Here is a 13,301-nt window from a genome sequence, read left to right on the forward strand (position 1 = left end):
CGGAACCTGTCAACGCCGATGAGACACTCGATTGTTTGATTTACTGAGCAATTCCTCCTGTCGTTGATGATTCGGGTGGGTTGATCCAGACCGCTTCGGGAAGCGGACTGGGCTTCGGGGTGCCCCGGACGAAGCGTTCAGGGTGAGCCGTCCATGCGGCTTCCAGCGTGCGCGTTCGTTGCGCGATGACCGCGGGCGCTTGACCGCGATGAACATCGTACGGCGTCAGCATCGAGATGCCGCCATGCCGGTGCTCGGTGTTGTACCACGGGAAGAACGATTGGCAGTGGCTCGTCGCGTGGTGGATGTCCGCGAAGCGTCGCGGAAAACCGGGGTGGTACTTCAAGGTCTTGAACTGAGCTTCCGAGAACGGGTTGTCGTCCGAGACACGCGGGCGACTGAGCGACCGCGTGACCCCGAGATCGCCAAGCAACTGCGCCGTGCACTTGCTCGTCATGGGAGAGCCGCGATCGGAGTGCAGAGTCAACACCTCCGGCTCGACACCTTCCTTGGTGCACGTCTCTTCGATCAAGCGACCGGCCAGGGCCGAGTTCTCTCGGTCGGCCACCATCCAGCCGACCGCGTAGCGGCTGTAGATGTCGAGCAGGACGTAAAGGTAGTAGTACGTCCACTTCTTTGGTCCCAACAGTTTCGTGATGTCCCAAGACCAGACCTGGTTTGGCGCTGTGGCCATGAGTTCGGGCTTCGCGTACTGCGGGTGCCGGAGTTGATTGCGACGCTCACGCACCGACTGACACTCGGCCAGGATCCGGTACATCGTGCGCTCGCTGCACAGATACGTCTTCTCATCGAGCAACGTCGCGAACACCTCGGCGGGCGATCGATCGACGAAGCGATCTGAACTGAGGATCTCGACGACGCGCTTGCGCTCGCTTGTGCTCAAGGCCCGGGCGGACGTAGGACGGGGCTGCTGGTGCCCGGGGTTCAGACTCTTGCGACGGTAGAACGTTGCGCGCGACACACCGAGTGCCGTGCAGGCTGGCTCAACACCAACCCGCACGGCCAACTCGCTGGCAGCGATCAACAGTCCTTCCCGTCCTCGAGACTGAAGCCCAGCAGCCCGGCAACTTTTTCCTGAACGTCCAGGATCGTGTGTGCCTTGTGCAGGTCGTTCTCGAGCCGAGCGATCTTTGCTTCGAGTTCGCGGACCTTCGGTTCGAGCGGGTTGCTTGCCTTTGGCTTTGCGCCGCGTTTCTTCGAGCGGAGTCCGTGAAGCGCCCCCTCGTCTCGTGCCTTGCGCCAGTTGGCGAGATGCGAGCTGTAGAGCCCCTCGCGGCGAAGCAGCTGGCCGACTTCACCGGCGCCGGTGCAGCGATCCGCTTCCTCCAAGATGCGCAGTCGGTACTCGGCCGTGAACCGCCGCCGCTTCGGCTTCGCAATCACCTGCGGGTCGGGTACAGCGTCTACCCCCGCGCTCGGGGCCTCGTCGCTTCGCTCCTCAACCCCAATCGCGGGGGTGGGGAGTCCTTTCACGTCCATCTTCTTCCTCTCTGTCATCGGTGTTCACCTTCCACCGCCCTACAGTAATTCCAAGGGGGCCTGGTGTCTCACTGACGTTGGCAGAGAGAGCCGCCCCGAAGACTTCCTGACTGCCGTGGCCCCGTAGAGGAGCTCACGCCGCGACTGTGGAAAGAGCGCTTCGCTGCCGACCCCCACCGCTCCGTTCTCGATCAGACTCCGTGCTGACCCAGAAACACCCTCGGCTCACGAAGTCAACGACGGCGAGGGTTGATCGCTTGCGTTGAAGCTAGTAGTCACAACGGGTGCGGCGTGGCCGGTCTTGGCTTCGTTGCCGGGGTATTCTGCGATCGGATGATTCTTGGGACAGAACGGGATCTTGGCAGGGGCTGTCAGTGACGCTGAGTGCCTAACGTTAGTCCTGTGAGTCGTGGGGCCCGCTCTCACCGTCGTGGCCGAATGCCTCTGTTACTGGCCGGCTTCTGATTTGGAAGCCCTGATTGGGCGCCTCGATCTGGCCTCGGAGCGCCGTCACCATGGGGTGACCACGCGCCAACGTGTGGGCGTCGTGCCAATGTCGAGAGGCCTCTTGGGGATCGTCTTCTCGAAGGGCAATGCGTGCTAGTTCGACTCGAGCAGGGGCGAAGCGCGTCTCGAGGTCCAGGGCAGCGCGGAAGGCTTCGCGCGCCTCCCCATAGCCCCCACCTGAAACCGCCGCGATCTCCTCGCGGGCCTCTCCCTCGAATTGCCGCAACAAGAGCAGCTCCCGGTCGGCGGCCCGCTGAGCCTCCAGGATCGAGCCCAAGGCCATCTGCGCGGCGGCGAGCACCTGTGAGGGATCCGAAGGGTCGCCCCTCTCCGCCAAGGCATCCCAATGTGAGTGAAACTCTCGGAGTGCGACGAGCGTGGGATCCTCAGCACCTTGCAGGATCTGTGCGTACAGCCCGCTTGCCGCCTCCGAGTACTCTCCGAGGCCACCAATTCCACAGAGTTCGAGGAAGACGTGATCCAGTGCCTCGAGGAGCGAGCCTCTCTGGTACGCCTCGAAGGCCAAGACCTGCGAAAACCCTGGGCGCAACTGTGGGGCAGCACAAATCGCTGAACGCGAGACCTCGGCGGCTTCGCCCAGATGCCCCTCTTGGACGAGTGTCCAGGCGAAGCCGATGAGATCGGGGTATTGCATCAGATCTGGGCAGTTTTCTCGCAGGTGGCGATAGAAGAAGAGTGCCCCATTGGATTGACTCAGCTCGAGAAAGCGCCGGGCTGCCACCTGCACGTTGGCCCAGGCGTAGGGGGCCTCATCCTTGGGTGGAAGAGAACGGAGGAAGTCGTCGTAGTCGATGTCGACGGGATCCAGGTGGAATTCGTAGCGGTGCATGAGAAGTGGCTCTTCCGACTCGAGATCCTCTTCGGGAAGAAACTCTACGTCGATCGACTCGACGGCGACCTCCGTCTTTGGCGTTGCCAACCACCACTCCGTCGGGCAAGCGATTCGGATGTCGGTTCGAGTTCGTGCCGAATCGGTGCTGTACCGAGCCAGCATGCCATCTACCGCGCCAGGGCGAATGACGACCCGACCCCTTCGAAGAACCTCGCTCGGATCGATGCGGTTTCGGAGAACGACCTCCGCCTCGAAAGCGAGGCGAGAAAGGAGGAAAGCGTTCTCCCGTGATCCATCGAAGACCTCCCCGTAGTGAGGCGGCCGATCAAGGACCAGCTGGATATGAACGCATTGATCCAGATCGGAGTAGTGGGAGACACTGATCTCCACGATCTCCGGCGGGCCCCCATCCCATGCGAATCCGACCTGGAGGGTGGGCAGCGGTGTCGCCATCAGCGCCATTCCTGCGTTGATATCCGCCCGCAGACCCTCGTCGTACCTGGTTTGGAGGACGGCGTCGTTGAGGATGAGAATCCGATTTCGCGCGAATGGGTGCTCCATTCGGTCGGGTTCCACGTCCGGTTCGATGGCGTGGCAGAACGCGAACATCGTGAGTAGCGATCTCAGATGGAACCCAGGCACCGAACCCAGGATCGCGAGTGCCCGCAGGTCGGCATCCGCCTCTTCGCGCTTCGCCTGAGCGGCATCATCCGGAGGCGCAAGATGATGCCCCAACTCGTGGTGTGCCAGCTCGTGCGCCAGCAGGAAGTGCATGGCGTCTCCGAGGAGTCGAATATGTAGGGAGAGCAGATACTCGCCGAACTCGCCAAGATACGCCGCAAGTAGCTCCTCGTAGTCGGCATCCGCTAGGTAGCTCGGAAAGTCGAACAGGGGTTTGTCGATCGAACGGCTGAGCGCCAACGCGATGCTCTCGCCTTCCTTGGCGAAGAAGCCCTTGTCCATCGCTTCCATGAGGCTGCTCGCCGGTCGGCGCTTGTAGCCATCACGCGTGACGATATTAGGCATCAGGGATTCAGCGTGCATCGTCAACGCCTGATCCGGAAAATCTGCGGGTTCGACCAGCTCTCGCAGGGACGGGACATCCCCCATGACCGGACTGACTTGCCAGATGAAGTTCTGTAGGAGGAAGTTCGAGTAGAGAATCAGCGCGAAATCGAGCTCCTGCAAGAACTCGATCCCCACGTGGAGCCCCTGATCATCCATCGCGACGGTTCTGGATTCCGTGGGATGATCCGCGGCGTAAACGTGGAGCGGCGGACAAGGATCCGAGGAAGACGCGCCATGCGCTTCGAGAGAAGAATAGGCGGAATGGAGGAAATCCTTCAGGAAACCCTCCAACTCCGCCTCAGCGCCGGACTTCTCGGATTCTCTCCCGGCCGTGATTCGCCGGTATTCGGCCTGATACCTCGTGAGGTCTTGGCTCACCAGCACGACTCCCTCTTGAGATTTTCCTGGGACTTTCTGGCCGGGGTACTTCGACCCTCAAGTCCAGTATAGAATGGCTGGCCGCTGGGGGTATGAACGCAGACCCGCAGAGCCGAGGAGTCCCTGTGAAACGCGCGGCGGTTGCGATCGGAATCGACAGGACGGGCGGCCTCCCCGAGCTGCACGATGCGGCCGCGGGGGCACAGCGATTCGCGACGTGGGCACGAGGCCAAGGCATGGACCCGGTTCTGCCGATTACGGACGAGAACGAGAGCGTCTCGCTTCAGGCGATCAAGGCTGCCATCAAGGCGATCGTCGCGACCGGGACGGTCGAGCAGCTCCTGGTCTACTTTGCCGGGCACGGGGTCAACATCCGGTACGGCGAGTACTGGCTCTTGAGTGACGCTCCCGCCGACACCCAGGCCGCCGTCAACGTTGCCGGTAGCGTCACGCTCGCACGCTACTGCGGAATCCCCCACGTGGTGTTCATCTCGGATGCCTGCCGGACCGCGGCGGAAGGGGTCCAGGCTCAGTTCGTCACGGGCGGCGAGATCTTCCCGAACGAGGGGGCGGACGATGTGGAACAGGCCGTTGACGTCTTCTTCGCTTGCACCCTCGGGCGGCCCGCCCACGAGATCAAGAACCCCGACGTCACGGCAGCGGAATACGAAGCGCTCTACACGTCGGTACTGATTGCATCGCTGAGTGGCGAGCCGGAGGAGGTGGTGGACTGGTCCGCGGAACCCGCCGGCTTCGTCAGGCCGCGTGCCCTGAAGCGCCATCTCTACGACGAGGTCTCCCAACGAGTCGCGGCGGCCGGCCTGGAGACTCGAGTGATCCAGATCCCCGATGCGCGGATCACATCCGACGAGGATGCCTGGCTCGCCTCCGTCCAGCGCGCCGAAGTCCGACCTCCCGGGGCCACGCGCAGTCCGGGCGGGCCGCCGGTGCCTGTTCCCGAGAATCCGACCGATGTATCGCGAACGATCCTGGACAACGCACTATCGGGAGGCGCACCCTCGGACCTTGCGGCGATTGCAGGCATCGGCACGTCCAGACGCCGCGGATTTACTGAAGACCGAGCCGCACGCACCGACTCCTACGCCCTGCTCACACATGCCGCTGAGCCCTTCGGCGCCATGAGTCACGAAACAGAGTGCGGCTTCAAGATCCGCGGGGGCCTGCTGTCGGATGCGTTCTCCACCACGGCCAACATCATCGAGCAGGGACCCACGGACGACTTGACCGTGGAGCTATCCGGGCGGGGGCATGGCAGCGTGCTCCTCACCACGGACAGGGGCGCGGGCATCGTCCTTCCTGCGCTAGCCGGCTTCCTTTGCTCTCTGACCATCCAAGAGGGCGAGCTCGTCGATGTAGCCTATGAGCCGTCCGCTAACTCCGACCTGTGGGACATGTTCGAGGAACGTGCGGCTGAAGTACGCACCTTGCGGGCAGTCGCGGCATCCGCGACACACGGCGGGGTCTTTCGAATGGAAGGCGAAGGAGCCCTCGAGCTCGCGCGGAAGATGCAGTACGCGAAGACCATTGATCCGTCTCTTGCCATCTATGCGGCATACGCCTATCGAGATCTCGGACGCCGGGACCTCATCCGGCAGATGGGCGGTTTCATGCGAGAGGCGCTGGGTGCTCCGCTTTTCGATGTAGCACTCCTTACGGGAGCTCTGCGCGACTCGACGATCGACTCGACTTTACCGGCCATCGGCTTCCTGCCCTTGCTTTCCCAGGGCTGGGGTCTACTCGATGCCCATCGGGTCACGATGCAGGAACGGCTTCGCGGTTTGGAGCGACACCTCCTGGACTCGGCCTGGACGATGTTCGACGGGGAAGGCGCCGGGATGCTTCGCAGCGCACTCGAAGAAGGAATCATCACGTGACCAAACAGCTCGTCCTCGTTCATGGAAGATCCCAAGAGCACAAGGATTCAGTCGCCCTCAAGAAAGAGTGGCTGGACGCGTTCGAAGCGGGGTTGGCAAAGAGCGGACTCGACCTCCCGATCTCCGAGTCGGACATCCGCTTCCCGTACTACGGGCAGACACTATTCGATCTATCTCAGGGTGCGGATGAACAAGCCGCGGCCGATGTGATCATCCGCGGCACGAGCGAAGACGCTGCTCACATGGCCTTCATTCGCGAAGTGTTAGAAGAGGTGCAAGAACACGAGGGGATCACTCGCACCATGCTCGCAGAGGCCGCCGGTGCAGAAGTCATCGAGCGGGGTCCGCTCGAATGGGAATGGCTCCAGGGGATACTCAAGGCCCTCGACACCCACGTGCCAGGAGCCAGCGCCGCAAGCGTGGCCCTCGCCACGAACGACGTCTACCAGTACCTGAAGAACCCGGCAATCCGCCGGCAGATCGACGACGGTGTGCGACAAGCGGTCTCTCCGGGGGTGCCCACGGTGATGGTGAGTCATTCGTTGGGTACCGTGGTCGCCTACAACCTGGCGAAGGCCGCCTCCCAGTCGGGAAACTGGGACCTCCCTCTCTTCGTGACTCTCGGCTCACCACTTGGCGTTCAGACGATCCGAAAGAGCATCCGACCGATTGCCTATCCGTCCTGCGTAGGTGACTGGTACAACGCGATGGACGAGCGTGACATCGTTGCTCTCTATCCTCTCACTCCAGATCGCTTCTCGGTCGAACCACCCATCGAGAACAAGACCGATGTGGACAACCCGACGTCGAACCGCCACGGCATCAGCGGATACCTCGGGGATCAGGACGTTGCGGCTCGCATCCACGCCGCCCTGATCAGTTAACGATCCCCCGTCAGAGCCGGGGGAATCTGGATTATGGGCCGCCCGAGGCGGTCGTGACGGCCGCTCGTTGGTCGCGGGCCGGTCAGATCACTCGAAGCTGCTCGATTCGCTTGTCTTCGGCTCCGTGTGCCCGAATGTAGTTCCGGACTCGTTCTTCATCAGGACCTACGGTCGAAACGAAGTACCCCCGAGTCTGATAGTGCTCTCCGATGAATTTGCGCTTCCTCGTGCTGTCATCGAGCACCTCCTCCTCGTTCCAGGAGGTCATACTCTGCGAGATCAAACTCCCGCACGAAACATGCGGTCCAGTGCGCGCTTACGCATAACTGGCACCGGGTTCGGACAGGAACCAAGGGCAAAGCCAGACCGAGAAGCCTGCGAGAGACTCGTAGATCCGTGCCTGCTGCACGGGACACGAGACGGCTTCATGGAGCGTGCCTGGTAGCCGTAGCGCTTGATTGGAGATCCACCTCCCCTCCGAGCATTCGAGAGGCGCCGATGAGCGCTACTCCTTCGATCTCTGCTCCTCGCTCGAGCCCGAGACTAACTGGACGATCTAAGCCAGGTCGATATTGAATGGACGGGTGAGGCAACAGATGAGTTTCTGGGACGCGGAGCGGCAACAGTGCTCCGATCAAGAGTCCCGATAAGTGTTTGGTGCAGACTCCAAGCGGAGCCTGGAACCAGTGGATCGAATAGCAAGCCGGAGACAAGGAGTTGCGACGCGCAAACCACCAACGCCCGATGAAAGCGGAGGCGTCAACAGACGTCCTCATCTATTGACAACCGGGGGCCTGATAGGTGTTGGGCGGCGGTTCGCGACGAGCAAACCTGCTAGCCCCCGGAGAGAGAGGTCGTGGCTTGGTGTGGGACCGGGCACATTAGTCCCATTGATCGTGCGCAAATATCTGCTCTACGCGGTCGCCTGAGACTTCGACCACTCGGAGCTCGTATGCGAAGTGCAGTGGGCCCGGTCGGCTGTACCACAGAAAGCGCGAATCGTCCGATCTGAAGACCAAGGAACCCAGCTCGGCGGCCGTAAGGTTTGGGCGCCCGTACTTTCGATAGGGCCACAGCGCCGGTGTTTCGAAGAACGGTGCGCCCACCAGCATGCGCACTTCGTTCTCTGTAGTCCCGGGAGCGATCTGAGAGAATCCGTTCTCTGTAAACTGCGAGGTATACAGAGTGTGCCGACCTGCGACGAACCAAGCCGCCGCCGCCAGCCCAAGAACGGGGAGCAACCAGAGAATGTTCCACCCGATTGCCAATGTGACCACGAGTCTCTGTCGTTCCATCCTCACGCCGCCCAACTACTATTCGACAGCCGCACCTCATGCGCGGCTGAGTCGGATAACGTCCGACCGTCAAAATCAATTTCTTCCAAAGAACAGCTACTTACAAGCGTCTTCGTCTTCTTCGGCGCGCTATTCCGAAAACCCGGGTGGCACAAATGGTTTTTCTTGGCAAGGGCGGCCTTGCATTGACGATGGCCGCTCGAACAGGTCGGCCGGACTGCGGACGGTTCGCGTTCGATAGCGTCACTGGACCCGTGGCGTTCAGCCCCGTCGGGCGTCTCGGTACCGCCAGAGATCATCGCAACGATCCGCTGAAGCTCGCATAGCACGAGTAACGAAGCTCGCATCCGACCGACCCGGCTACCTCGGCCTTCCGGTGGAACTCCCCACCGGCTCCGGGTTCAGCTTCGCTTTTCCACCAGGGGTACGCTCACCAGGGTTCCCGGTTTCATCTTCGTGAGATCCAGGTCCGGGTTGTAGCGCTGAATCAGCCAGCTTGGGGCCTGATAGACCTTATGCGACAGGACCCACAGGCTTTCGCCCTTGCGCAGGGTGTGGTCGACGGTTCCGGTGATTGCGAAGTTGTCGAAGAAGTCTTCTTCGACTGCTTTGTGGTACTCCATGCGGCGCTGCTGGAATTGCTCGGGCGTGGCCTTGGAGAAGTCGAGTTTCAGGCGTTGGCCCATGCGCAGGTTTGCTTTGTTCCGCATGCGATTGAGCTTGCGCAATCGCGAGGTCGGTACGTTGAGCCATTCTGCGAAATGCCCCAGCGTCTCGTCAGCGTCTACGAGCACACCGTTGCGAATGATGCGACGGAATCGGGAACTCTTGACGGGTGGCGGGATCTTCGCGCCGCGCCTGACTCCCGTCATGGGTCCGGCGTTGTTTCCAGAACTCGGCTGGCTCTCGGCCTTCGCCACCTGGATCGTCTGCTCGCCTTTCGGAGCCGAAGGGAGCGTCGTGGGCTCCGCGTCTGCGCTTTCCAGAGTCGGGATCGGCCGGGTCGGAATCTCGGGCGTGAGTGTCGCGGGCTCGACCGTCGCCGCGGCCAGGGTCGGTTCGGGTTTGAGCGGCTCGGGCTTCACGGATTTGGCGGGCGGCGCCTTCGTCTTGGCGGCGGGCGGAGGTGCGGCCTGAGCCGAGCTGATGATCTCGATGGACTTCTTCGGTTTGGGCGTCGCGCGCTTCGACTTGCTCTTGCCACCCGGAAGCTGCAGAACCTGCCCGGGATAAATGCGGTGTTTGCGCTTCAGATTGTTGAGCGCGACCAGCGTGCGCACACTGGTGCCATTGCGCTTGGCGATCCTGCTCAGCGTGTCGCCGCGCCGCACCTTGTACAGATTGCTGCGGTGCTGTCTGGCGTGCTGAGCCTTCTGCGGGACCATGGCCAGCCACTTTTCCGGGTTGGGACCCGAAGTACCGGCCGGAAGGCGCAGGGTGTAGCCCTTGGGAATTCGCTTGCCCGAGCGGTAGACCGATGGGCGCAAGGCCGGGTTGTAGCGTTTGATCAGGTCGGGGGTCGTCCCCAGATAGGTCTCCAGGTCTTCGACTCTGGCGTAGAACGGTAGGACGACCTCGTCGACGGGTTCGGGCTTGTTGCGATCCAGGGGGCCGAAGAACGCCTCGTAGGAACGCACGACCCGGCGCGCGGCCAGGAACTGGGCGTAGAAGTTGCGCGACGCAAAGCCGAATGAACGGCTCTTGTACTTGGCCACGACCTCTTCGATGCGACTCGTACCGAGCTTTCGCTTGGCTCGCTTCATGCCCGAAGCGCCGTGGTTATAGGCGGTAATGGCCAGGGGCCAGGTGCCCGTCGCCTTGTAGTTGTCGCGCAGCAGGCGCGCTGCGGAGTGCGTGGCGATGATCGGGTCGAGTCGTTCGTCGACTACGTAGTCCACCTGCATGTAGCGCCGACCCGTGCCGCGCATGAACTGCCACATTCCGGCCGCGCCGTATTTCGAGTAGGCGCGTATATTGAACGAGGACTCGACGTGCGGCAGATAGGCCAGGTCTTGCGGTAGGCCCATCTCGCGAAAGATGGCGCGCATTTCATTCTCGTAGGCGCCGGAGCGAATCAAGCCGGCGCGGAACTTGTCGCGCTGGCCGACTTGAAAACGGACTCGTTGAGCGGCTCGTGCGAAATCGCGCCCCGTCGGCTCCCGTTTCAGTTCCGTCTTGAACACGCGGACGATCGCGCGTTCGCTGTCATTTCTGGCCTTCTTGCCCTTCGCCAGGTGGTTCAATACCGCCCGCCAGTGCTTGCGCCGCTTGTCGACCTTGCGCTGGCGCTTCTTCTTGCTGGCGCCCTTGGGAAGCTGGATGGTCTCGTAGACCACTCCGAGGTTGCGCGAATCGTGCAACAGGCCGCTGTCGGTGGTCACTTCCAGGTACACGCGCATCCAGAAGGCGACAGCCGAGCGCATGGGCTCGGGCTCTGGAAACAGTTGTTCGCGCGGCCTGGCGTCGGCCGCAAGCGTGAACAACACGCTCAGCACACACGAAAGCGCAGCGAGCGCCGCTATTCGCCCGAACTTCTTCAAAGAGAGCCCCCTGATCCTCTTATCGCAGAAGCGACCTCGAGCTTGAGTCAGCTGTGGAAAGAGGGGGAGTCACGTGTTGTGCCGGAAGTTCACGATATCGCCATCCTGAACGATGTAGTCCTTGCCTTCGACGCGGAGCAGTCCCTTGCTCTTTGCCTCAGTAAGACCACCCGCCAGGGGCTCGTATTCGTCGTAACCGATCACCTCTGCGCGGATGAAGCCTCGCTCGATGTCGGAGTGGATCTTTCCCGCCGCCTGCTTGGCGGCTGTATTGCGAGCAATGGCCCAGGCGCGGCACTCGTCCTCGCCGGCGGTGAAGAACGGGATGATGTCGCCGCGCTCCAGAATGGCTCGGGTCACGGCAGCTCCCGCGGGTTCGCTCACGCCGTACTCCGCCAGAAACTCAACGCGATCTTCGGCGGCCAGTTCCGCCATCTCCGCCTCGAGACCCGCAGCTAGAGCCAGGATCGGGATACCCAGTTCTTCACCCCGCTTGACCAGTTCGGCCGGAGGTGGCGTGCCCGCTGCGTCTTCGGCGTTGTTTGCGACCGCGATCATGGGCCGGTCGGTGATCAGGCCGTAGCCGCGCAGGGCTTCGCGATGCTGGGCCTGGAGCGAGGAGGCAGAGATCACGGGAATGCTCGCCTCCAGCGCCGTCTGGATCAGGTCCAGGGCCTCTTTCACGGTGGCGTCGGTCTTTTCGCGCGTGGTTCGCTTGATCAGCTTCTCGATCGCGGCCAGGTCTTCCAGGCACAGGTCCGCGACCAGGCCGTCCAGCCCGGCGAGTTGCGCGGCCGGATCGGGATCCGCAAACGCCGGAATCACCAGCAGCAACAGGTCCATGCGCTTCATGGCCTCGATTTCCGCGGTCGGAAAATTCGGCTCCAGGGACGGACACAGATCGTGCAGGCGGATCTCGATCGGCGTGGTCTTCTTGGGCTTGAAACGGGCGGAGAGTTCCTCGAGGCGCGCATCCTGGACGTGGATTACACCGATGGCCGCGCCCGACTTCCGGGCACCGGCCGCTTCCTGCGCGCGATGCGCGAGCAGTGCGTTAAAGACTGTGCTGCGCCCGGATCCGGGGTAGCCGACGATTCCCGCTTCCACGGTCGGCAGAGTAACGAACGCGCTCGCGAAACGCGCCCCGTCCGGCGCTCCCGGGGGGCAATGACAACGCCGAGCGGACCGGTGGTATCCTGCGCGTCCGCCCGCAACGAGCACAGGAGAACTTCAGATGGGACCGCTTTCGGGAATCAAGGTAGTCGAACTGGCCGGGATCGGTCCGGGACCTTTCTGCGCCATGATGCTGGCCGATATGGGCGCCGAGGTGCTGCGCGTGGATCGTGCCCAGAACGTGCGTGGGAACTCGGGGCAGCGCCCCTCCGATCCGCTCTTGCGCGGGCGTCGTAGCATCGGTGTCGATCTCAAGAATCCCGAAGGCGTCGAGACCGTGCTGCGCCTGATCGAATCTGCTGACGCCTTGATCGAAGGCTTTCGTCCCGGTGTCATGGAGCGCCTGGGGCTCGGTCCCGATGTGTGTCGCGCGCGCAATCCCAAGCTGGTGTACGGCCGGATGACCGGCTGGGGTCAGGACGGACCGATGGCGCAGGCTGCCGGGCACGACATCAACTACATCGCGCTCGCCGGTGCGCTGGATCCGATCGGGCGCGCGGGCGAGAGGCCGATCCCACCGCTCAATCTGGTGGGTGACTTCGGCGGCGGCGGCATGCTGCTGGCGTTCGGCATGCTGGCGGCTCTGGTCGAGCGACAGACATCCAACCAGGGTCAGGTCGTGGACGCGGCCATGGTCGATGGTGCAGCGGTCCTGATGTCGATGTTCCACGGCATGCGCCACCTCGGCTTCTGGCACGACGAGCGCGGCACGAATCTGCTCGATACCGGCGCGCATTTCTACGACGCGTACGAGACGCAGGACGGCAAGTACATCTCGCTGGGTTCGATCGAGCCCCAGTTCTACGCCGAACTCCTGAAGCTCTCGGGTCTCGAGGGCGAGGAGTTGCCCGCGCAGATGGATCGTACGCAGTGGCCGGTCATGAAACAGCGCGTCGAGGCGCTGATCAAGACCAAGACGCGCGATCAGTGGTGTGAGATCATGGAAGGCAGCGATGTCTGTTTTGCGCCCGTGCTCGGGCTGGGCGAAGCCCCCGAGCATCCGCACAATGTGCATCGCAAGACCTTCATCAAGGTCGACGGCGTGCCCCAGGCCGCGCCCGCACCGCGCTTCGATCGCACGACGCCGGAAACCCCCGTGCCTCCCGCGCACACCGGTGAGCATACCGACCAGGTGCTGGCGGACTGGGGGTTTGCCGCCGGAGACATCGCGAAGTTGCGCGAAGCCAAAGCCGTGGCCTGACTCGACC

Annotated in this window: 9 protein-coding genes; 3 read left to right on the forward strand and 6 right to left on the reverse strand. The window is 62.6% G+C overall.

Annotation, left to right across the window (positions count from 1 at the left end):
• Positions 1 to 40 precede the first annotated feature (40 nt).
• From GY725_03430 to GY725_03440, 3 genes are all read right to left on the reverse strand, one after another.
• On the reverse strand, positions 41 to 1,048 hold the full coding sequence (locus tag GY725_03430) for an IS3 family transposase (protein MCP4003226.1): 1,008 nt from the start codon (positions 1,046 to 1,048) through the stop codon (positions 41 to 43).
• On the reverse strand, positions 1,042 to 1,518 hold the full coding sequence (locus GY725_03435) for a transposase (protein MCP4003227.1): 477 nt from the start codon (positions 1,516 to 1,518) through the stop codon (positions 1,042 to 1,044). The genes GY725_03430 and GY725_03435 overlap by 7 nt, the downstream gene beginning before the upstream one ends.
• Positions 1,519 to 1,894: 376 nt before the next feature.
• The gene (locus tag GY725_03440; protein ID MCP4003228.1) at positions 1,895 to 4,306 is read right to left on the reverse strand and encodes a hypothetical protein; all 2,412 of its coding nucleotides are present in this window, start codon (positions 4,304 to 4,306) and stop codon (positions 1,895 to 1,897) included.
• Positions 4,307 to 4,431: 125 nt separating this feature from the next.
• Here GY725_03440 and GY725_03445 point away from each other — a divergent pair, with 125 nt between their 5' ends.
• Both GY725_03445 and GY725_03450 read left to right on the forward strand, forming a co-directional pair.
• Positions 4,432 to 6,201: a hypothetical protein gene (locus GY725_03445; GenBank protein MCP4003229.1), complete on the forward strand. Its 1,770-nt coding sequence runs from the start codon at positions 4,432 to 4,434 to the stop codon at positions 6,199 to 6,201.
• The gene (locus GY725_03450; GenBank protein ID MCP4003230.1) at positions 6,198 to 7,085 is read left to right on the forward strand and encodes a hypothetical protein; all 888 of its coding nucleotides are present in this window, start codon (positions 6,198 to 6,200) and stop codon (positions 7,083 to 7,085) included. The genes GY725_03445 and GY725_03450 overlap by 4 nt, the downstream gene beginning before the upstream one ends.
• A gap of 881 nt (positions 7,086 to 7,966) precedes the next feature.
• Here the strand turns inward: GY725_03450 and GY725_03455 are convergent.
• The 3 genes from GY725_03455 to ychF all read right to left on the reverse strand — a co-directional run bounded on the left by GY725_03455 (position 7,967) and on the right by ychF (position 12,027).
• Positions 7,967 to 8,380, reverse strand: coding sequence for a hypothetical protein (locus GY725_03455; GenBank protein ID MCP4003231.1), 414 nt, complete (start codon positions 8,378 to 8,380; stop codon positions 7,967 to 7,969).
• A gap of 401 nt (positions 8,381 to 8,781) precedes the next feature.
• Positions 8,782 to 10,920: a LysM peptidoglycan-binding domain-containing protein gene (locus GY725_03460; protein ID MCP4003232.1), complete on the reverse strand. Its 2,139-nt coding sequence runs from the start codon at positions 10,918 to 10,920 to the stop codon at positions 8,782 to 8,784.
• A gap of 69 nt (positions 10,921 to 10,989) precedes the next feature.
• Positions 10,990 to 12,027, reverse strand: a complete 1,038-nt coding sequence (gene ychF, locus GY725_03465) for a redox-regulated ATPase YchF (protein ID MCP4003233.1) — start codon at positions 12,025 to 12,027, stop codon at positions 10,990 to 10,992.
• 127 nt (positions 12,028 to 12,154) lie between these two features.
• Between ychF and GY725_03470 the strand changes: the two genes are divergently transcribed.
• Positions 12,155 to 13,294, forward strand: coding sequence for a CoA transferase (locus GY725_03470; protein MCP4003234.1), 1,140 nt, complete (start codon positions 12,155 to 12,157; stop codon positions 13,292 to 13,294).
• Positions 13,295 to 13,301: the final 7 nt, after the last annotated feature.

The organism is bacterium (assembly GCA_024226335.1).
Taxonomy (GTDB): Bacteria; Myxococcota_A; UBA9160; order SZUA-336; family SZUA-336; genus JAAELY01.